The organism is Acinetobacter sp. ANC 4178 (genome assembly GCF_004331175.1).
Classification (GTDB): domain Bacteria; phylum Pseudomonadota; class Gammaproteobacteria; order Pseudomonadales; family Moraxellaceae; genus Acinetobacter.
The window spans coordinates 337,357-356,218 of sequence record NZ_SJOD01000002.1 but is presented as its reverse complement, the minus strand read 5'-3'; the positions used below and the strand labels follow the sequence as shown (position 1 = coordinate 356,218).

General features: G+C 42.3%; 16 protein-coding genes and 1 pseudogene. 9 read left to right on the top strand and 8 right to left on the bottom strand.

The annotated features are described in order from the left end of the window. Positions 1–14 precede the first annotated feature (14 nt). The 4 genes from E0H87_RS05965 to asd all read right to left on the bottom strand — a co-directional run bounded on the left by E0H87_RS05965 (position 15) and on the right by asd (position 5,110). Positions 15–1,001 carry an asparaginase gene (locus E0H87_RS05965; protein WP_227547314.1) on the bottom strand — a complete coding sequence of 329 codons (987 nt, stop codon included), beginning with the start codon at positions 999–1,001 and terminating at the stop codon, positions 15–17. Positions 1,002–1,032: 31 nt separating this feature from the next. Then, positions 1,033–2,337 (bottom strand): hypothetical protein, encoded by a 1,305-nt coding sequence (locus tag E0H87_RS05960; RefSeq protein ID WP_131322757.1) that lies wholly within the window; start codon positions 2,335–2,337, stop codon positions 1,033–1,035. A 67-nt stretch (positions 2,338–2,404) separates the two neighbouring features. Next, the gene (locus tag E0H87_RS05955) at positions 2,405–3,850 is read right to left on the bottom strand and encodes a hypothetical protein (protein ID WP_131322756.1); all 1,446 of its coding nucleotides are present in this window, start codon (positions 3,848–3,850) and stop codon (positions 2,405–2,407) included. Positions 3,851–3,991: 141 nt separating this feature from the next. Then, entirely contained in the window at positions 3,992–5,110 is a 1,119-nt protein-coding gene (gene asd, locus E0H87_RS05950) for an aspartate-semialdehyde dehydrogenase (protein WP_116758663.1), read from the bottom strand. Positions 5,111–5,300: 190 nt separating this feature from the next. Between asd and E0H87_RS05945 the strand changes: the two genes are divergently transcribed. Continuing rightward, the gene (locus E0H87_RS05945) at positions 5,301–6,419 is read left to right on the top strand and encodes an endonuclease/exonuclease/phosphatase family protein (RefSeq protein WP_131322755.1); all 1,119 of its coding nucleotides are present in this window, start codon (positions 5,301–5,303) and stop codon (positions 6,417–6,419) included. Between the two features lie 298 nt (positions 6,420–6,717). On the opposite strand, the gene E0H87_RS05935 is transcribed toward E0H87_RS05945, so the two are convergent. The 3 genes from E0H87_RS05935 to E0H87_RS05925 all read right to left on the bottom strand — a co-directional run bounded on the left by E0H87_RS05935 (position 6,718) and on the right by E0H87_RS05925 (position 9,616). After that, positions 6,718–7,824: a glycosyltransferase family 4 protein gene (locus E0H87_RS05935; protein ID WP_131322754.1), complete on the bottom strand. Its 1,107-nt coding sequence runs from the start codon at positions 7,822–7,824 to the stop codon at positions 6,718–6,720. A 93-nt stretch (positions 7,825–7,917) separates the two neighbouring features. Next, a complete protein-coding gene (gene lpxL / locus E0H87_RS05930) occupies positions 7,918–8,853 on the bottom strand; it encodes an LpxL/LpxP family Kdo(2)-lipid IV(A) lauroyl/palmitoleoyl acyltransferase (RefSeq protein WP_131322753.1) in 936 nt (311 codons plus the stop codon). A gap of 130 nt (positions 8,854–8,983) precedes the next feature. Beyond that, a complete protein-coding gene (locus tag E0H87_RS05925) occupies positions 8,984–9,616 on the bottom strand; it encodes a LysE family translocator (RefSeq protein WP_131322752.1) in 633 nt (210 codons plus the stop codon). A gap of 77 nt (positions 9,617–9,693) precedes the next feature. On the opposite strand from E0H87_RS05925, the gene E0H87_RS16045 reads away from it, so the two are divergent. The 3 genes and pseudogenes from E0H87_RS16045 (at position 9,694) to E0H87_RS05915 (ending at position 11,332) form a co-directional block, all read left to right on the top strand. Next, positions 9,694–9,855 (top strand): hypothetical protein, encoded by a 162-nt coding sequence (locus E0H87_RS16045; RefSeq protein WP_165493940.1) that lies wholly within the window; start codon positions 9,694–9,696, stop codon positions 9,853–9,855. Positions 9,856–9,862: 7 nt separating this feature from the next. Beyond that, positions 9,863–10,286: pseudogene (locus E0H87_RS16340) on the top strand (GNAT family N-acetyltransferase). A gap of 74 nt (positions 10,287–10,360) precedes the next feature. Continuing rightward, entirely contained in the window at positions 10,361–11,332 is a 972-nt protein-coding gene (locus E0H87_RS05915; RefSeq protein ID WP_131322751.1) for an acyltransferase family protein, read from the top strand. A gap of 113 nt (positions 11,333–11,445) precedes the next feature. On the opposite strand, the gene E0H87_RS05910 is transcribed toward E0H87_RS05915, so the two are convergent. Then, positions 11,446–13,356 carry an ATP-binding cassette domain-containing protein gene (locus E0H87_RS05910; RefSeq protein WP_131322750.1) on the bottom strand — a complete coding sequence of 637 codons (1,911 nt, stop codon included), beginning with the start codon at positions 13,354–13,356 and terminating at the stop codon, positions 11,446–11,448. A 33-nt stretch (positions 13,357–13,389) separates the two neighbouring features. Here E0H87_RS05910 and E0H87_RS05905 point away from each other — a divergent pair, with 33 nt between their 5' ends. The 5 genes from E0H87_RS05905 (at position 13,390) to E0H87_RS05885 (ending at position 18,859) form a co-directional block, all read left to right on the top strand. Then, complete coding sequence (locus E0H87_RS05905; protein WP_131263991.1) at positions 13,390–13,635, top strand: SlyX family protein; 246 nt, start codon at positions 13,390–13,392, stop codon at positions 13,633–13,635. Between the two features lie 134 nt (positions 13,636–13,769). Further along, complete coding sequence (locus E0H87_RS05900; protein WP_131322749.1) at positions 13,770–14,762, top strand: hypothetical protein; 993 nt, start codon at positions 13,770–13,772, stop codon at positions 14,760–14,762. Positions 14,763–14,832: 70 nt separating this feature from the next. After that, entirely contained in the window at positions 14,833–15,282 is a 450-nt protein-coding gene (locus tag E0H87_RS05895; protein WP_131263989.1) for an ammonium transporter, read from the top strand. 36 nt (positions 15,283–15,318) lie between these two features. After that, on the top strand, positions 15,319–17,964 hold the full coding sequence (gene topA, locus E0H87_RS05890) for a type I DNA topoisomerase (protein WP_131322748.1): 2,646 nt from the start codon (positions 15,319–15,321) through the stop codon (positions 17,962–17,964). 91 nt (positions 17,965–18,055) lie between these two features. Beyond that, positions 18,056–18,859, top strand: a complete 804-nt coding sequence (locus E0H87_RS05885) for an NYN domain-containing protein (RefSeq protein WP_131322747.1) — start codon at positions 18,056–18,058, stop codon at positions 18,857–18,859. Positions 18,860–18,862 lie beyond the last annotated feature (3 nt).

The following is an 18,862-nucleotide window of genomic DNA, read 5'->3' as shown; positions in this document are numbered from 1 at the left end:
CTAGTTACCTTTCATTAAACCGAGTCATGCCAATGGGTAAAACATTGATCGATTGAATCATGCTTGAGATACATCAAAAGCGCTTTGGCATATAGGTCAGCATGGCTGATGCAATCACTCACCATAATTCCTGCCTCTTGAATCCAGTGGCTAATTGCGTAGCGCTGATCCATTTTACCAAAGCTGACTTGCGTGGTGAGTAAAACCATACAACCTTGTTGACGTAGCTGTTTAAAGCATTCGATACAGTCTGCATTGACCGAGATATTGCCAGTGCCAAAACCTTGTAAAATGAGGAAGCTAGGTGGATGTTGCGCAATGGTCTTTAAATTTTGCAATTGTGGATCTAATGCAATGGGCTGCATCATAAGATTCAGGCAATTGAATTGATTGGCTTTAACTAAATCTTCAGCTTTAACCAAATAAGTCGACTCGGGTTGAAGCAGTTCTTGCTGGCTGTTTAGCCCTGTGAAAGCATCAAGTTCCGTCGTATGTTGTTTTAAAACACTGCGGCCATGAAATAACTGCTGATGAAAGGCAAGATATACACCTACGGGTTGAGTTTGAACAGCGTGTAATGCCAGACTCAGGTTGTCGATGGCATCGGTAAATTCGCGTGTGTTGGTGCCTTGAATATTGAGTAGAGGATATTGGCTACCCGTAAGCACCACATGTGCGGATTGTCCCAGAAATCGAGAGAGAATGGCACAAGCATAACTCATGGTATCTGTGCCATGAATAATCACAAAATGCTGGAATTGTTGGAGTTGCAGTTGTTGTATAAATTGGATTAACTGTAACCAATCAGCAGGTGTGCAGGCGCTACTGTCTTTAATGACAGGCGCAATCATGCATTCAACGGTCAAATCCAGAGGTAAGACTTTCTTCAGTTGAGGTAGAAATTCATCAGCAGGCATGGGGCTCAGGGGTTCACCCACGCAGCCAAAGGTTCCACCCATATAAATCAAAGCAATTTTTTTCATCATAAAAAAAGCAGTCATGTATGACTGCTTTATAGTAGAGGGAAATGTCTTAAGATGCTATTTGATTCAGTAACTGTTCTGCGCGTTGTTGCTGTTCTGCTGAAAAATTATTCGAACTCTCAGCAAACAGTTGGCGAGCTGCTTCATAAGCACCCAGTTGAATATACTGTTGTACTAAATCAAAGTTCAACGTGCCTTCATTGATTTGTCCGAGTTCTGGAAAAGACTGTACCAACGGATCTTGTAGATTAACATCTGCATGTGCAACAGGCGTGCTAAAGTCCGTTGCTTCCGTCATGTCTTGAGGAATCGAGTGCGCTGTTGCAAGATCTGTCTTTGGTGATTCTAAGTCAAAGGACATTGTCGGTGCATCAGATTGCACCTCGACTTCAGTCGTTGATTTTTCAGCACTTGGTTGCTCAAGGTCGAATGAAAACTTGAATTCTGGTTGATCTTCAGATTTTTCCGTGATCGGTGCTGCAATGGGTTCAATGACCGCTTCAGCCGTTGGTACAGGATCTAGATTAAACGAAAATTCTAAATCTTTAAGTTCAGTCACAGGTAGGGGACTTTCTTTTTGTACCTGAACGGGTTCCTCAGCTTGGGGTTTAACTTCAACTAAATCATCAAATTGCAGTGTCGCGGTATTGATCTCTGGCGTCGGTTCTACGACAGGTTCAATGGCTGCGGGGCTTATACTGAAAGACTTAAATTCTAACGGCTGTTCTTCAGTTGGCGAGGTATTGCTTGTCTCCGCCTGTAACAGATCAAAATTTGAGGGTGTAACCTTATCATCAATCAGCGCATCAAAATCTTGCGCGCTTTGTACAGGATTGCTTTCAACATATGCTGTGGTTTGTGGTTGAAACTCAATGGTATCTGCTGATGAAAGATGCTCTTTTTCATGTTCAGCTTTTTTCTGTTCCGCGAGCGCCAGCGTTTCTTCAAGTTCAAGCGAACGTAAATGATTGAAGAGTTGGCTAACCGCAAATTCATCTTTTTGTTCTAGATGAATATCTAATAACAATAAATACAGTTCATGTTGGGAATTGTCTTTATTCAGTGCCTGATTAATTTGAGCTTCTGCTGCAAAGAAATTCCGATCACGAATTTGCCCTTGAATTTGGCTGCGTAACTCATCACTGAGTGGAGTTTCCTGTTTCTTCTCAATAACAGGATCTTCCACCACTTGCGTTTTTTGTGGGGTTTTCCGTTTGCTTGCAGGAGTTTTGGCTTTATTGCGAGCCGTTGTAGCTTTTTTTGGTGCCGTATCGGCTTCTTTACTTGCTTCTCGTTTTTTTAAAACAATTGCCACGACTAACAAAAGTACAAACGGAATCACATAAATCAGCATGTTTTACCCCTTATGAATCAAATGTACGTTTAATTCATTGATTCTAATATCAAAATTATATAACAATTTAGCTGTTTGGCTTTTTCTGTGCTTGTTGTGCTTTCAACTGTTGTTGCAATTGTGCAAGACGAGCATTTAATAATTGAATTCTTTGGTCCTTTTGACGTAGTGCCAATTCCAGCTGAGTTACGTTTCTCTGTAATTTAACGGTTTTTTCTCGAGATGTCATAACTTTTAATGACAATTCATTTGATATTTGCTCATTCTCAGCTTTCTGTTTTGCCGTTCCATTCGTGGTTTCTGGGTTCTTTTCTGCCACCAAGCTCATTTCGGCTTGATTCAGGCGATATTTTGCTTTGCCAGACTGTTTTACCGTTGTACTAGGCGGAGCCACAATTTTTTGTTGAGATTTTTGGGTCGTATTGGTTTGTAAGTTTAAAGTGACCCCACGACGTAATCGGTTGATATCACCCTGAATAAATGCATGCGAGTTTTGGGTTTTAATTTGCTGCATGACTTCGCCAATTGGACGATTTTGCTCAGTGGCAACCCGTTGTGCAATTGCCCAAAGCGATTCATTATTTTGTACGATATGCTGATTAGGCTGAACTTTTTTTACTTCCGATGCTGTTGCAGCAGGAGCAGACTTGATGGGTTGTGGTTTTGGTTCAGCAGGTAATTTTGGTGCTGAAGATGCTGCTTGAACCGATGCGGCAGAACCTTTCTCTGCATCCAAACGTTTCTGATTTTGCTGTACTTGAGGGCTAGGCGATGGTTTAGTTACTGGATTTTCCGTATTTTTTGCAACGGTTGTCTTTGGCGTTGCCGAGTCCGCTGTAGTTTCGTTAAGCCCCTTGGCTTCTTGGGCTGGTGCACCCGTTGCTGTATTTAAGCTAGAAACGACAATAGGCGCCTCAGTTGAGTCCGTCACTGCTGCTAACTTTGGTGGTTGTATTGTTTTGAGTTTGAGTGAATCCACCGAATTGGACGTTGGATTCAGTTTCGCAGCTTCTGGTGGCTGCAATTGAGCACTGGTCGGTAAGTTAAGCGCAATATCTTTTTCACTTACGATCATGATCGGGCTAAGCACTTTTTCGTTAGCCTTTGTACTAAACATAGGTTTCGCTACGGCGGTACGTTGGATTGGCGTGCGGATATGGCGTAAATGGACGGCACTGCCTTCCTGAATACGGACCACGATATTCAGCTCAGATTCAGTCAATGGACGAGATGAGGTGATGGTAATAACACCCTCACCGGAACTGCTTTGTCGAGAAAAGAAATTAAGATGACCTGGAGGTTGATGAACAACACCTAAGCTATTGATATCTTCTGGTGTAGCCAAGCTGACTTGGACAGGCTCATCGGTTTTCGCATGATGAAATGGAATTTCAGCGTAGAGTAATTCTCCAGGTGCAGACTGAATCTGTAATGGATCAATACTAATTGCATGAAGATGTTGCGATGCAATAATGGCGAGAATAGCAATTTTTAATTTGTTATATACAGTCATCTTAGTTTTGACTCTGGTCATATATCGCAACGAGAGAATTATACATTACCGAGATGTTGAGGAATTGTAAATGGATAACATTCTAGTTACATAAAAAGCCGATCATAATTGATCGGCTTTTGTTTGAAAATTTAAAAATGCTTATGCATTTTTAAAATCAATTAGAATACGCAGCATGCGACGTAGTGGCTCAGCAGCACCCCACAACAGTTGATCACCCACAGTGAATGCACCAAGGTACTCTTTACCCATATTCAATTTACGTAAACGACCCACAGGAACGCTGAGCGTGCCTGTCACTGCCACAGGAGTCAGATCAGTCATTGATGCTTCACGCGTATTTGGAACGACTTTCGCCCACTGGTTGGCGCTACGTAACATGTCTTCAATCTCATCCAGCGGTACGTCTTTTTTCAATTTCAACGTGAGTGCTTGTGAGTGACAACGCATTGCACCAATACGGACACAGTGACCATCAATTGGAACAATCTGTTGATTGCCTAAAATTTTGTTGGTTTCAACTTGACCTTTCCATTCTTCTTTCGATTGACCGCTTTCAAGCTGTTTGTCGATGTATGGAATGAGTGAGCCTGCTAAAGGCACACCAAAGTTTGCAGAAGGGAAGCCTTCACCACGTTGTAATTCCGCAATTTTAGAGTCGATGTCTAAAATTGGAGAACGTGGGTCATCTAACAAATCTTTGGTATTGTTGTACAAATAGCCCATACCAGAAATCAGTTCACGCATATTTTGCGCGCCTGCACCCGATGCTGCTTGATAAGTCATCGAGGTTGCCCATTCCACAAGGTTGTTTTGAAATAAACCACCTAAGCCCATCAGCATCAACGAAACGGTACAGTTACCGCCTACAAATGTTTTAGTCCCATTGACTAAACCATCTTTAATGACGTTCATGTTCACTGGGTCAAGTACGATGATGGCTTCATCTTCCATACGCAAGGTAGACGCAGCATCAATCCAATAGCCTTTCCAGCCTTCGGCTTTTAACTTTGGAAAGACTTCAGAGGTATAGTCGCCACCTTGACAGGTAATAATGACATCCATTTGCTTCAGACTATTAATGTCTGTCGCATCCATAAGTGCTGGGGCAGTCTTACCACCAAATGCAGGGGCTTCACCACCTGCATTACTGGTAGAAAAATAGAATGGCTCAAAGTGAGCAAAGTCATTCTCTTCAACCATACGTTGCATAAGGACGGAACCAACCATCCCGCGCCAACCGACCAGACCTACTTTCATGTCATTTTGCCTCGGTGCGTTAAAAATTTAAAAGGGGTTTGAGTGTATCAAAAGCGACCACAACTGCAAGCACTACATAAGTAAAACATCACTATAATTGAACGAAATAACTTGTTTATGATACATACAAAATTGATAAAGTTAGTCTAGGTTTAGTTTTACCAAACAGAATAAGATTGAGAAAAACCATATGATTTGGGTGGAAGTCTTGGCGGCTATTGTGGTGATTCTGACGTTTTGGTCATTGATCCCACGGGATGAATGGTGGATTCGCGGTGCCGATTTTCCACGACTACAAATGCTGGCGTTGGGTCTTTTGGCCTTTATTTTACTGATTTTTTGGCCTGATCCTTGGGATTTACAACGTGAATTGATTCTCGTCGCGTTAATCGCAGCCTTAGCGTATCAGTTAAAAATGGTGTTGCCTTATACCTTTGTGTGGAAAAAACAGGTTCAAACCGTTTCTCACGAGCAATTGCAGCCTGAGCGACAGATTTCATTACTGGTTTCGAATGTGCTGACGCCCAATACCCAGCATCATTTACTCATTGAACAAATTAGCAAATTTAAGCCCGATCTGGTTTTGACCTTAGAAACAGATCAGTGTTGGCAACAGGCATTACAGGTGCTTGAGGCGGACTATCCTTATCGCGTTCCAATTCCCTTAGACAACCTGTATGGCATGCATTTGTATAGTCGATTGAAACTTATCGATGCAGAAGTGAAGTTTATTTTAAGTGATGAAATTCCTTCGATTCATACGACGGTGCTGTTGCCTTCAGGGCAGCCTGTACAGTTGTACTGTCTACATCCAAAACCGCCAAGTCCGACGGAAGCCAAAGATTCAACCTTAAGAGATGCTGAATTGTTGATTGTGGGTGATCAAATTAAAGAGCTCGATCAAAGCTGTATTGTCATGGGGGATTTGAACGATGTGGCTTGGTCACGAACGACGCGTCTATTCCAACGGATCAGCGGCTTGCTCGACCCGCGAGTTGGACGGCATTATGTGAATACTTTTCATGCGGATTATCCTTTTTTACGTTGGTCACTCGATCATGTCTTTCACAGTACAGACTTTGCACTTATTGAAATGCAGCGTTTACCGCATATCGGTTCAGATCACTTTCCGATCTATGTCAAATTACAAACGGGACGTCTATTTGAGCAACAGCAAGAAGAATTAGAGCAAACGGATGCAGATGAACAAGAAGCTCAGATCGCCATACAAGAAGGGATTGAAAAAGCAGAGCGCGAAGAAAAAATAGTGACGGATGAAATTGCACAGGATTACAAAAACGAGAAGTAGTAAACAAATTGCATGAGAAATTGTGTACGAAATTGCTTACAAAGGTTTCGGTCTCTGACGAATGGTAGAACTTTAAGAATTCTTTTATTCTTACTCCATCAGCACACGGAACAGGGAACGGAACATCCCACTAAGGAAGACGACGCTGAAGGAAAATCATCACGGAAATGATGGCTGGTTAGGATGACCAAACCCCAAAACAAAAATTACGATTGAAAGCACAACCTCATATGCCCGAGTTTTGCAGGAAGCAGAACTCGGGTTATGTGCTTTAAGATACCTGAAATTTATTTAAAAATTATGACGACTTCAAGATATCTTGATAAAGCGCTAAAGTCTGCTCACACATGTCTTGTAAGCTAAACTGCGTGACAGGAGCCACGTGTTGAGGTTGTTCAATATGGTGTTGTACGACGCGAATAAGTTCGGCGTGATCATCTACAGGAATAAGACCTTGCGGATAAACTGACGATAAAATTTCAGCAACGCCACCTCTTTTCCAACCTATCACGGGTGTACCTACAGACAACGCTTCTAAGGCGGTACGTCCAAAGGTTTCTGCCTGATTGGATAAAGACAAGACCACATCGCTGTAGGCAAGCCATTCACGAATATCTGAGCGGTGACCGACGAAGGTAATCTGATGTTCTAAGCCTTTGCTTTGAATATTGCGTTGCAGTTCATCCAAATAAGCGGCTTTTTTAGGATCAGCTCCGCCAACCACAATAGCATGCAGGTAGGGGAATTGCGCATGCAGTTGCTGTACTAATTCAATTAAGGTTTCATGCCCTTTCAGACGCGTAATTCGCCCTGGTAAGCACAAGAGGAACTTATGTTCGAGTTGTGGATAGTCTTTTAAGGTGTGTTGAATCCACTGTACTGATGGTTGGTATCCATGAGGGAATGCTTTGGGATCTATACCACGGTAAATACGGACGATATCTTGCGGAGGGCAATTTTTATAATGTTCGGTGATGTATTGCACCACACTGTCCGAAACCGCAATGACTTTCTCTGCTTGCGTCATAATTGCACTATAACGATTAATTGAATAGAAACCATGTACGGTACTAATCAAGTGCGGACGATCAGTTGCAGGAATGCCTTTTAAGGCAAAATGCGTCAACCATGCAGGAACGCGTGAGCGAACATGCACAATGTCTGGGCGATGCTGCTGAATGAGTTGGCGTAATGGACGAATTTGCCACAGACTCGACAATGATTTCTTGTGAATGGGCAAGGTTAAGTGGGTAGAGCCTTCGGCTTCAAGTTGTGCCACCATACGTCCACCATTGGAAACCACCAATGACTCGTGCCCCTGATGAATAAGCGCTTTAGCAATTTCGAGTGTGCCACGTTCAACACCACCACTATTCAGTTCAGGGAGAAGCTGCATCACCTTCATTGAGTTTATCCTTTTTATCCTGTTGTGCCGTTTGGGCCATGTATCAAGCAAAATATCGAGGATGCAATCGTGCTTTCTCCTCGATGTAGTTGATCAATAAATTTTTTCATAGCCTTCTGGGCGGGTTTTAAAGCGACGGTGAAACCACATGTATTGAGTAGGCGCAATGCGAAGCTGTCGTTCAATAATTTGATTGACCCGCGTTGCATCATCCACTTCATCTTCACTGGGTAAGTTGTCTACCATAGGTTCAATCAGCAGATGATATTGGGGATTTGCCACATCGCCATGGCGATAGAAATACAGCGGTACAGCAACGGCTTTAGAGATTTTTAATAAACGTCGATGCGCCGTAACAGTTGCGGCAGGCACCCCAAAAAAGGGAGCCATCACCCCTTGTTTTAAACCAAAATCTTGGTCTGGACTATACCAAATGGCATGTCCATTTTTTAAATTACGAATCAGACCACGCATATCATCATGGTCAATTTGATTGGCGTAAATCGTGGCACGACAACGATAAATCAACATGTCTAACAACGGGTTATTCTGTGGACGATACACCACATCGGGTTCAAAATATTGTGCACATAAATAACCACCTGCATCTAATAAGGTGGAATGAGTGCCGAGCAGTAACACGCCTTTACCCGCTGCTTGCGCGGTTTGAATATGCTCTAAACCCTCAATAGTGACTCGATTTTTGAACCATTGTGGGCAGTACCAAGCATTCAGGGTTTCAAATATCCCAAGCATTTGATCAACGAAAACCTGACGGGCATGGGCTTGGACTTGTTCTGGACTCCATTCTGGAAAACAGACTTCTAAATTGCGCAGCGTAGTTTTACGGCGGGATTTCAGTTGATTAAACGTTAGATTTCCCAGAAAAGTGGCTAAGCGATATTGAATTGCCCATGGCAAAATTGCCAGTATCATTAAGAAAACGATGCCAAGCCAAATTCCCCAATATTTAGGATGGAGGAATGACCATTGAAATTCACCAGGTGTATAGGTCTGTGCTTGGCTCATAACGATATAATTAGTTTGAAAAAGTTAAGACTGTGCAAAGTGTAGCATGAACTGATTTGGTCAAGGTTATCTACGCTAAAAATCAGGATTAACCTTGCCCGTCACCATCTGCTGGTTTTGATATGGCATTCTAACGACGACTTTCCAGAAGAATGCGTACTGCAAGCCCAGCGAGAACTGTGCCCATGAGCCAACGCTGAACATTTGCCCAAAGTGGTTTTCGCTGTAGAAAAAGTGCAATGCTACCTGCAGAAAAAACAATAATGGCATTTACTGAAACACTGACAAAAATTTGGATCGTACCGAGTTGAATAGACTGCGCTAAAATACTGCCTTGTTGTGGGTGAATAAACTGTGGCAATAAAGACAAATACATAATCGCAATTTTAGGATTCAGTAAACTGGTCAAAAAGCCCATTAAAAATAATTTTAACGGGGAATCGCTCGATAAATCTTTGAGACTAAAAATAGGCGCCGCATTGGGGCGTAAAGCTTTCCATGCCAACCAGAGTAAATAGAGAGCCCCTACAATACGAATCGTGTCATAAGCATATGGAACTGCGACAACGAGCGCAGTGATTCCAAAAGAAGCACAGAGCATGTATAAGACAAAGCCCAGTGCGATACCGCCTAAAGAAATGAAACCAGCTGTTTTTCCTTGAGAAATTGAACGTGAAATGAGGTAGATCATATTCGGGCCGGGGGTGAGGACCATTGCCAGACTCACCAAAGCAAATGCGAAAATTTGTGACAAATCCAACATGATCAAAGGCTCAGTTATTCTTATGTTGATAGGTATAGCATATTGGTGTTGATAAATCTGATTTGAGCTGCCAATGAATGGATTTAATTTGGGGTATTGCCATTCAAATTATAAATTTAATGGCTTCTAGGCTTAGATTTTTAAAGTATGAAGTGAAAGATCCGATTGAAGTTGTGCATGCTTTTTGCGTGGGAATACTATTGAAAGTTGTGATCACAGAAGAAAATAAAAATGTATAGTCCAAACTTGTTTATTCGAAAAGCAACACCAAATGACACTGTTGCTATTGTTGCGGTGATTGCTCCATTTGTTGAAGACGTTATTGCTCATCAGTAAGGGTGAAAACAATTCACACCAGAAGTCATTCAAACCATTTTTGAACGGGAAGATATTCATTACTTTGTTGCTGAACTTGAATAGGAAATCGTGGGGGTGGTCGCGTATTTGGAACCCGCACATTTAATGCATTTTTTCCTGATTAAAGCCTTACATGGTCAGGGCTACGGTACTGTGATGTGGAACTTTATTGAAGCGAAAATTAAGCGGCAGTCGGTACATTCCATTACGGTCAATTCGAGTTTTTATGCACAACCGATTTATGAGAAATTCGGCTTTGTCGTTACGGGGGGCGATGGAAACAAAGGGAATCCACTTTATCCCTAATGATTAAAGCGTATGGATGTGAAGCAACTTAAAACGGTGGTGTTAGACTAGGGATATATTTCTGATTGATTGCATTTATAGATGAGAAGCCATGCGATTGATACTGCCAAAGCAGGTCTAATTTTTCTGGTGGTGTTGGGACACTTTCTAGAGCGGATGATTGGTTGGTCACAAGCAAGTAGCCAGTTATTACTTGAAACCATTTATGCCATACATATGCCTGCTTTTATTTTTATTTCAGGCATGTTGTATAAAGATAAAAACTGGTCCAAAAACATCCTCTTTTTTATTGCACTCTATACCCCTTTCCAACTGTTGTATTTGGCATCGAATGCTTTGATGACTGGACAATGGCACTTTAGCCTGTTTGAACGACCCTATTGGCTGCTGTGGTATCTGGTGGGGATGATGGCTTGGACCCTATTTATGCATGTGTTCCATGCAAACCGTTTTGCTCCTGTACTCGCAGTACTGATTGCTTTAAGTGTTGGTTTTTCGCCGTGGAATAACTATGCCTACTCCATTGGACGAATCTGTGTCTTTTTGCCTTTTTTTGTCTTGGGCTATCGATATGGTCAGCCCATTATGCAAAAGCTACAACAGCAAAGTCATGCGGTGTTTTGGGCAAGTCTGAGCCTCGGTTTGATTATATGCATCTTGTATTGGACGAATTTAAGTCAATTCTGGTGGTACGGCAGTTTAAGTTATGCCCAACTGAAAGTTGAGCTATGGCAGGGAAGTTTGATTCGTCTGATGTGCTTCATGTTGTCCAGTTGGGGGGTGATTACGCTGTTGGCCTTATTTCAGGGTTTGGGAACACGTTTTATGCGCTTGGGGCAAAACACTTTGCCTGTGTATTTGTTACATGGTTTTGTGGTGATTTGGCTTGCACGAATGATTCAGCTCAATTTGCCTGTGGCAGTGGAAATATTGATTTGTGTGGTGTTGTCAATTTTGACTTGTTGGTTGCTACAACAACAGATTTTTGATCAGACGATCCGCCAATTATCACAGTGGTTGCTACGACCCACACGTAAATTGTGGCAGAAATAACCGAGTCATCGACTGTTGCTTGATTCAATTGCAAGTGTTGTTGGTACAAACAGAGAATATAAAAAAGCCCGATTGGCTGAATGACTCAGCCAATCGGGTTATTGAGCATTAAATTAGTTGCCTTTGCTGAGGTTTTCTAATTCATCCCAACGTTCCAGTTTTTCCAGTAACTGTTCTTCAATTTCAGACAGACGCTGTGAAGCTTGAGTCGCGGCATCGGCATTTGAAACAAACCAAGAACCATCTGCTAATTTTTCAGAAAGTTGAGTTTGCTCAGCTTCCAAAGCTTCAATTTCCGCAGGTAAGCTATCGAGTTCTCGTTGATCTTTATAGCTCAGCTTGACCTTTTTCGGCGCAGGCGTTGCTGCTGCGGCAGCCGCTTCAGCTTTGGCTTGTGCCTTTTTCACATCACTTTTTTGATCAACCACTTTTTGATCTGGACGTTGTTCTAGGTAATCCTGATAACCACCAATGTACTCATCAATATTGCCTTTGCCATCAAACACCCAAGTTGAAGTGACCACATTGTCCATGAAAGCACGGTCATGCGAGATCAACAGTAAAGTGCCTTTATAATCAGACAGCATCTCTTCCAACAGTTCTAAAGTCACCATATCTAAGTCATTGGTTGGCTCATCCATCACGATTAAATTGGATGGTTTGAGTAACAACTTGGCTAACAGAATACGGTTTCTTTCACCACCAGAGAGTGCTTTGACTGGCGTACGCGCGCGTTCTGGCGAAAATAGAAAGTCTTGTAAGTAGCTGTAGATATGACGACGATTACCATTCACATCGACAAAGTCAGAGCCTTCGGACACATTGGCCATGACAGTTTTTTCAAGATCAAGTGCATTACGCAATTGGTCAAAATAGGCAATCTCAAGCTGTGTGCCTGTTTTGACTGAACCGCCATGTTCAATTTGACCTAAAATGGCTTTAATTAAGGTGGTTTTTCCAACACCGTTATCCCCAACTAAACCAATGCGGTCGCCACGCATCACCAACGCAGAGAAATCCTTGATCAGTAGGTTATCACCGTAAGAAACACTGAGGTGTTCAATGTCAAACACCAATTTCCCAGAACGATTGGCATCTTGGGTTGCCATGCTGACTTTGCCTTGCTGGAAACGACGTGCTTTGGATTCTTCACGCAGCGCTTTTAAGGCGCGGACACGACCTTCATTACGGGTACGACGGGCTTTAATGCCTTGGCGAATCCACACTTCTTCTTCAGCTAATCGTTTATCGAACAACGCATTTTGTTTTTCTTCGGCTTCCATTTGTTGTGCTTTGAGGTCTAAGTAGCGTGAATAGTTACCTTCGTAGCTACGTAAAGTCCCACGATCAAGCTCGACAATACGGGTGGCAATACTGTCCACAAATGAACGGTCATGCGAGATAAATAAGAGGGTTAGGTTATTTTGATCGAGTAAGAATTTTTCTAACCATTCAATGCTTTCTACATCCAAATGGTTGGTCGGTTCGTCCAGTAACAGGACGTCTGGTTGAGTCAGTAAGGCACGTGCCAATAGAACACGACGCTTACGTCCACCCGATAAATCTGCTAAATCGGCATTTGGGTCTAGCCCCATCTTACTTAAAATGGAATTGACTTTATTTTCTAAAGCCCAGCCATCGAGCTGATCCAATTTATGTTGTAAATTACCCATGCGATCGCATGCTTCCATATCACCTAAGATGCAGGCATCACATGCTTCGTGGTATGCTTTAAGTACAGTGGCAGCTTCACCTGCGCCGTCTGCCACAATGTCTGCGACTTTGCCAGAATCCATAGGGACGTCTTGTGCCAACATAGATACCGTTAAGCCATTTTGAATTGCAACTTCGCCAGAATCTGGCAATAAGGTACCTTCAATTAGTTTAAGTAGCGTAGACTTACCTTCACCATTACGGCCAATCAAACATACCCGTTCGCCGCGTTCTAGGTTGAAATTCGCGCCATCGAGTAGGGCAGGTCCACCGAATGCAAGCTGGACATCCCTTAAAGTAATATAGGCCATAATGTTTCCTGAAATCTCAAATGAGGACTTTGAATGACTAAGCAACAAAATCTAGATAATCAGGCGTCATTGTCCGCACCCATTGAAGATTTGCAAGTCCGAATTGCATTTTTAGATGATTTAGTTGAACAACTCAATGAACAAGTGATTCGTCAACATGCCGAAATTGCTGATTTAAAAAAACAAATGCAGTTTCTTTATCAACGTGTGGAATCTGCCGATTTATCCGAAGGCATCGAAGCCTTTGACCCTTTAAGCAATATACCACCGCACTATTAATCGAGTTTGGCGGCTTGAGTGGTATGGTTTAATCCTACGCCTTTCCAAAAAGGGAACGATGGGCAAGGCTTGACCTTTTGCCCGCTTCCCGTTCTAATGCACGCTCTTTGCTTATCTCTCATGATTTTGTATTTATGTCTGCTAAAGCGGTTTTGTTCGATCTAGAAAATAATATGCCAACGGCAAAAATGCTACGCGATTTGGTGCAGCATTATCCGACCTTGTATTTGTTTAATTGCAAAGGGCAGTTTGCGTATACGCTGGAAGATCTGACTGAATTTGCCATGTGGATCAATACAGGGCAAGTGGTGATTTTAGAAACCGCCCAAGCCAAAGAGAAAGAGTTTGAATATGCGGTAGTCGTTGGGCAGTTGATGGCTTTACTCGAACCCGATACGCATGTAGAAGTCATTTCAGCAGCCAAAACCAGTGCTGTTTTAATTGAATTAATGCGCGGTTCGGCACTGACTTGTAGCTTGATTCAAATTCAAGATGTGGCTGAAATAAGCAAACCCAAATATAAAATTCCAAGCTTGGATGCCATTCAAAGAAAACCATACTTAAAAATGGTGAAACAGTATTGTGACGCTTTGGCAAACATGTCAGGTAAACCGAATACCATTGATTCATTAAAAAACTCGGTGATGAATATCTTGCAAGTGGTGCCAGAGAAAGCGCAGCACTTAGTGGGCATGTTGATTAATCTCAAAATCGTCAAACGTTATGATGAACAGATTAATTTTCGTAAGAAAGTATTAAAGCAGTGGGCGCAGCTACATCTTGAACAAGACCAAGCTGAGTTGGTGACCCCAACCAATCTAGCGCAAGCAGTAGAGCAGTTACAGAGTTCGGCTGAATTACCCTCTGCGGAACCAGACGTGCAACAAGCACAAGATGCTTTGTTTAAAGATTTTGGAAAAATTGATCCTGTCCAGCTTGAAGTGGCGAAAAAACTACGCGAATTGAAAAATGATAAGCCGAAAGACATCTACGCCTTACGTGATTTATTAGAGCAAATGTTTCCCAAAGCGGATGTGCGTTTGTTACTCAAAGAGTTGATTGAAAAAGGTTATATTTACTGGAACGGACATGAAGTCTTATATAGTCATGAAATGTTCCTAAATTAATTTCATCGTTCCAACTTGCGTTTTATATTGTGCTTATGCAACTCTAATAAAAGACAAAAAAGGTTTTGCTATGGAAAATACAGGAATTTGGGTTGCTGTTGTCATTATTGTGTTTGTGCTCGGGTCAATTTTGGGACTCCGTGTTAGCCCTCGAGAAAAAGCTTTGGGCTTAATGCGTGAAAAAGCACGAAAAATGGGGTTACACCCGCGCTTAGTGGCAGCACCAGATTGGACTAAAATTCCGTTGGCATCTTCAAATCGTGCCAGTATGGTTGCTTATTATAGTGTCCTGATTCCAGATGCACGTTTGCCGCTGATGCGCGCCCGTGTTGAAGATCAACAGCTCAAGGTCGTGCATGGTGATGAAAAATTTAATAATTTTCCAATTGCATTAAAGGGCATTTATGCTATTGATATGCAGGCAAACTGTGTAGGACTCTATTGGGATGAAGAAGCTGATTTAAAAGCAACCCAATTAGAAGATATCAAAGCATACTTACATGCTTTGGCTGAACTTTAATTTTAAGATTTACTGAAATAGGAAAAACGGTTAACTATGGCGAATGCTCCTCGATCCACATCCAAAAGCACAACAGCAAAAGCTTCTGATGCTGGGACTAAACGTGCCTTAGTGATTGTGGAGTCGCCTGCAAAAGCGAAAACAATCAACAAATATTTAGGTCCAAATTACATTGTAAAATCCTCTGTAGGTCATGTACGTGACTTGCCAACGGGTGGTTCAGGTAAAACTGCGGATAAAAAAACCACAGCAACTCGAACCAAATTGACCGAAGCGCAAAAAGCGGAAAAAGCACAACAAGCTTTGGTTAACCGTATGGGGGTTGACCCTGAACATGACTGGAAGGCACATTATGAAGTGCTTCCAGGCAAAGAAAATGTAGTGGCTGAATTAAAAAAACTGGCATCGCAAGTCGATGAAGTTTATCTCGCAACGGACTTGGACCGTGAAGGGGAAGCGATTGCTTGGCATTTAAAAGAAGTGATTGGTGGTGATGATTCACGTTATCAACGTGTCGTGTTTAACGAAATTACCAAAAATGCCATTCAAGAAGCCTTTAAGCATCCAGCACGTTTAGACACCAATAAAGTCAATGCCCAACAGGCGCGCCGTTTTCTAGACCGTGTGGTTGGCTTTATGATTTCTCCTTTATTGTGGGAGAAAATCGCACGTGGTTTATCCGCAGGACGCGTTCAGTCTGTCGCAGTTAAACTGGTGGTAGAACGTGAGCGTGAAATTCGCGCCTTCATTCCTGAAGAATATTGGCAAGTATTTGCAGACACCAAATCTTCGAGCGATGAGATTCGTTTAGAGGCGGTGAAGCAAGCAGGTAAGATGCTAAAATTACGTAATAAAGCAGAAACTGATGCTTTATTGAAAATTTTGAAAGATGCCGATTACAAAGTTTCAGCACGTGAAGATAAACCGACTAAGGTCAATCCGAGTGCACCGTATATCACCTCAACCTTGCAACAAGCGGCTAGCACACGTTTAGGTTTCTCTGTGAAGAAAACCATGATGTTGGCGCAACGTTTGTACGAAGCAGGTTTTATTACCTATATGCGTACCGACTCAACCTTCTTAAGTGACGATGCGGTAAATATGGTGCGTCACCATATTGAGACTGAGTTTGGTAAAAAATATATACCTGCAAAGCCAAACCGTTATGGTAATAAAGCGGGTGCACAAGAAGCGCATGAAGCCATTCGTCCATCCAATGTCGGCTTAAAAGGCGATAGTTTGGTGGGGGTAGAACGTGATGCACAACGTTTATATGATTTGATTTGGCGCCAATTTGTGGCGTGTCAGATGACACCAGCCGAATATCTATCTTCCACAATTTTGGTCGATGCGAATGGTGTTGAACTGAAAGCCAAAGGTCGTACCTTGGTGTTTGATGGCTTTACCAAAGTCCGTGGTCAAAACAAATCCGATGATGATGTGCTCTTACCTGCGGTGAAAGTGGGTGAGGTATTGAATCTGGAAAAACTCGATCCTTCACAGCACTTTACCAAGCCACCTGCGCGTTTTACTGAAGCATCATTGGTGAAAGAGCTTGAGAAAAAGGGCATTGGGCGACCATCAACTTATGCTGCGATTATTTCGACCATTCAAGACCGTGGTTATGTGAAACTGGAAAACCGTCGTCTATATGCAGAAAAAATGGGCGAGATTGTCACTGATCGCTTGGATGAAAGTTTCAATAACCTGATGAACTATGACTTTACCGCGGACTTAGAAGGTCAGCTGGATAAAGTGGCCGATGGTGAACGTAACTGGAAAGAGTTGCTTGACAGCTTCTATGGCGATTTCAAAACGCGTCTGACCAACGCACAAGGTGAAAGTGGTATGCGCCGCAATCAACCTGTGGAAGTTGATGCAGTACATTGTCCAGAATGTTCTCGACCAATGCAGATTCGTACGGGGACTACAGGTGTCTTCTTGGGATGTTCAGGCTATAACTTGCCACCGAAAGAACGCTGTAAAGGTACCTTGAACTTAACCCCAGTCGAATCACTTGCAGCGTTGTCTGATGATGATGCCGCAGAAACAGCAGACTTGATGTCGAAAAAACGCTGTCCGATCTGCGCAACAGCGATGGACAGTTACGTGATTGATGGTGGTCGCAAACTGCATGTTTGTGGTAACAACCCAGATTGTGCGGGTTTTGAACTGGAAGAAGGTGAGTTCAAAATCAAAGGTTATGATGGCCCAACCATTCCATGTGATAAGTGTGATGGTGAAATGCAACTCAAGACAGGTCGTTTTGGACCGTACTTTGCTTGCATGAGCTGTGACAATACCCGCAAGGTGTTGAAAAGCGGTCAGCCTGCACCGCCGCGTGTGGACCCAATTAAGATGGAACACTTACGCTCGACCAAGCATGATGACTTTTTTGTTCTGCGTGATGGAGCGGCAGGTCTATTCTTGGCGGCAAGTAAGTTCCCGAAAGTACGTGAAACACGTGCACCTAAAGTTTCGGAACTTCGTAGTGTTGCCGATCAGCTTGATCCGAAGTATCAGTTTATTTTGCAAGCACCGGATGTAGACCCAGAAGGCAATCCAACCTTGGTGAAATTTAGCCGTAAAAACCAAGCACAATATATTGGTTCGGAAACGCCAGAAGGCAAGCAAACCAAATGGTCTTTGGTTTTCCAAGATGGAAAATGGGTTGAGGCTTAATCGCTTAACCTATTGAATATAAATGCTCACTTCGGTGGGCATTTTTTATGTCACAATAATTTAGATAAGAAAGTAAAAAAATGGGGGAGTTGTGGATATTCAAACGAAGAAGTTTGCAGTATTAATTGATGCAGATAATTCATCGATTAGTGCTATTTCATTGGTATTAGAAGAAGTGGCCAAATATGGGATTGCAAGTGTAAAGCGTGTCTATGGAGATTGGAGTAGTGAAACGCTAAAGAAATGGCGTGATGTTTTGTTACCACATGCCATTACCCCTGTTCAGCAATTTGCCTACACAAAAGGTAAAGATGCGACAGACATGATTTTAATCATTGATGCAATGGATTTACTCTATGCCGGGGCGTTAGATGGGTTTTGTATCGTGTCGAGTGACAGTGACTTTACACCTTTAGCCTCGCGTATTCGTGAAAATGGATTAAGTGTTTATGGCTTTGGTAAGAAATCTACGCCGGAAGCATTTAAAAAGGCCTGTGATAAATTTGTTTTTGTTGAAAATTTGATTTCCGAGAGTGATCTAAAGAATACTGAAGATTATGAACTTGTAAATCTTCAAGTGAAGAAGATATTAGATACAAATAAAATATCCGATGTAAAAGCTGTTTCTTCAGTTAAAGACGCTACCACGACAGAGATAATGGATCGTGCAACTTTGAATTTAATCTATAAAGCAGTGAAAGATAATGCAGATGAAAATGGATGGGCAAATTTAAGTATGGTTGGGCAATATATCAGTGCTGTAAAACCTGAATTTGATTCTCGTAATTATGGTAGAGCCAAATTATCAGGCTTAATTAAAACGCTTAATCTTTTTGAAACCAAAGTAGACATGAGCCAGATGTATTTAAGAAAAATGAAGAAGCAGAGTGCTTAAAAT

What these genes read in the sequence shown, in the direction of transcription:
- E0H87_RS05965 (WP_227547314.1), bottom strand. Translation starts at nt 1,001, where the DNA reads ATGACTGCTTTTTTTATGATGAAAAAAATTGCTTTGATTTATATGGGT.
- E0H87_RS05960 (WP_131322757.1), bottom strand. Translation starts at nt 2,337, where the DNA reads ATGCTGATTTATGTGATTCCGTTTGTACTTTTGTTAGTCGTGGCAATT.
- E0H87_RS05955 (WP_131322756.1), bottom strand. Translation starts at nt 3,850, where the DNA reads ATGACTGTATATAACAAATTAAAAATTGCTATTCTCGCCATTATTGCA.
- asd (WP_116758663.1), bottom strand. Translation starts at nt 5,110, where the DNA reads ATGAAAGTAGGTCTGGTCGGTTGGCGCGGGATGGTTGGTTCCGTCCTT.
- E0H87_RS05945 (WP_131322755.1), top strand. Translation starts at nt 5,301, where the DNA reads ATGATTTGGGTGGAAGTCTTGGCGGCTATTGTGGTGATTCTGACGTTT.
- E0H87_RS05935 (WP_131322754.1), bottom strand. Translation starts at nt 7,824, where the DNA reads ATGAAGGTGATGCAGCTTCTCCCTGAACTGAATAGTGGTGGTGTTGAA.
- lpxL (WP_131322753.1), bottom strand. Translation starts at nt 8,853, where the DNA reads ATGAGCCAAGCACAGACCTATACACCTGGTGAATTTCAATGGTCATTC.
- E0H87_RS05925 (WP_131322752.1), bottom strand. Translation starts at nt 9,616, where the DNA reads ATGTTGGATTTGTCACAAATTTTCGCATTTGCTTTGGTGAGTCTGGCA.
- E0H87_RS16045 (WP_165493940.1), top strand. Translation starts at nt 9,694, where the DNA reads ATGGATTTAATTTGGGGTATTGCCATTCAAATTATAAATTTAATGGCT.
- E0H87_RS05915 (WP_131322751.1), top strand. Translation starts at nt 10,361, where the DNA reads ATGAGAAGCCATGCGATTGATACTGCCAAAGCAGGTCTAATTTTTCTG.
- E0H87_RS05910 (WP_131322750.1), bottom strand. Translation starts at nt 13,356, where the DNA reads ATGGCCTATATTACTTTAAGGGATGTCCAGCTTGCATTCGGTGGACCT.
- E0H87_RS05905 (WP_131263991.1), top strand. Translation starts at nt 13,390, where the DNA reads ATGACTAAGCAACAAAATCTAGATAATCAGGCGTCATTGTCCGCACCC.
- E0H87_RS05900 (WP_131322749.1), top strand. Translation starts at nt 13,770, where the DNA reads ATGTCTGCTAAAGCGGTTTTGTTCGATCTAGAAAATAATATGCCAACG.
- E0H87_RS05895 (WP_131263989.1), top strand. Translation starts at nt 14,833, where the DNA reads ATGGAAAATACAGGAATTTGGGTTGCTGTTGTCATTATTGTGTTTGTG.
- topA (WP_131322748.1), top strand. Translation starts at nt 15,319, where the DNA reads ATGGCGAATGCTCCTCGATCCACATCCAAAAGCACAACAGCAAAAGCT.